Annotated in this window: 1 protein-coding gene; it reads right to left on the bottom strand. The window is 46.9% G+C overall.

All coding sequences use genetic code 11. The annotated features are described in order from the left end of the window. Positions 1-655 (bottom strand): hypothetical protein (locus tag D3H34_RS34470; RefSeq protein WP_167481334.1); only part of this gene is annotated, 655 nt, incomplete at both ends.

Raw genomic sequence — 655 nt, 5'->3', positions numbered from 1 at the left:
TGCATACACTCAAAATTGGAAGTTCCTCGTCACTCAAGGCCGTTCTCATCACATCAAGGGCGTGGCCCAAGTCTGACCCTATTCTTTCCCTAAAGTCATCAGGGATGTCAGGATAAACATAGTCTGTGTGAAGAAATATTGAGAACTGCGGCGGTGCATAGGTTTCTTTGCAATCCTTCTTGTAAATCAAAGCCTCGTAATAGGCTTCAGCAGATGCAAGACCCAACGCTGCTTCAATATATTTCTGACTGAGGGGCAGGCTGTAGTAGGTCACTAGTGCATGGGCAAGCTCGGCAACATGTTTTCCTTCTGTTGCTCGGTTCCACCCCCAAGCGCTGCGAAAAAAATCTAGGCTGCGTGGATATAATCCTGATTTCCTGTTCTCAAGATTCCCGCGAAATTGATCTGGTAGTAGAGGTAAAAGCACGTTTGCAACTCGCGCATTGAAACGCTCGTTCAATATTTCTGGTTGAATCATATTGAGCATATTCAAATAGGGGCCGCTGCCAAAAACAGCAGTCATCATTTGATTCTCATGGGAGCAAGAGCGCGTTCGAACTTTTCTTGCCGCTTGCAAGTTCATCTCCACAAAAGCACGAATGTTGTTCCCACCCTCTCTCAGCAGCGCTGAGCCACGCGTGGTGAACTCAATTAC

This window comes from Acidovorax cavernicola (assembly GCF_003581445.1).
This window is presented reverse-complemented; position numbering and strand designations above follow the sequence as displayed.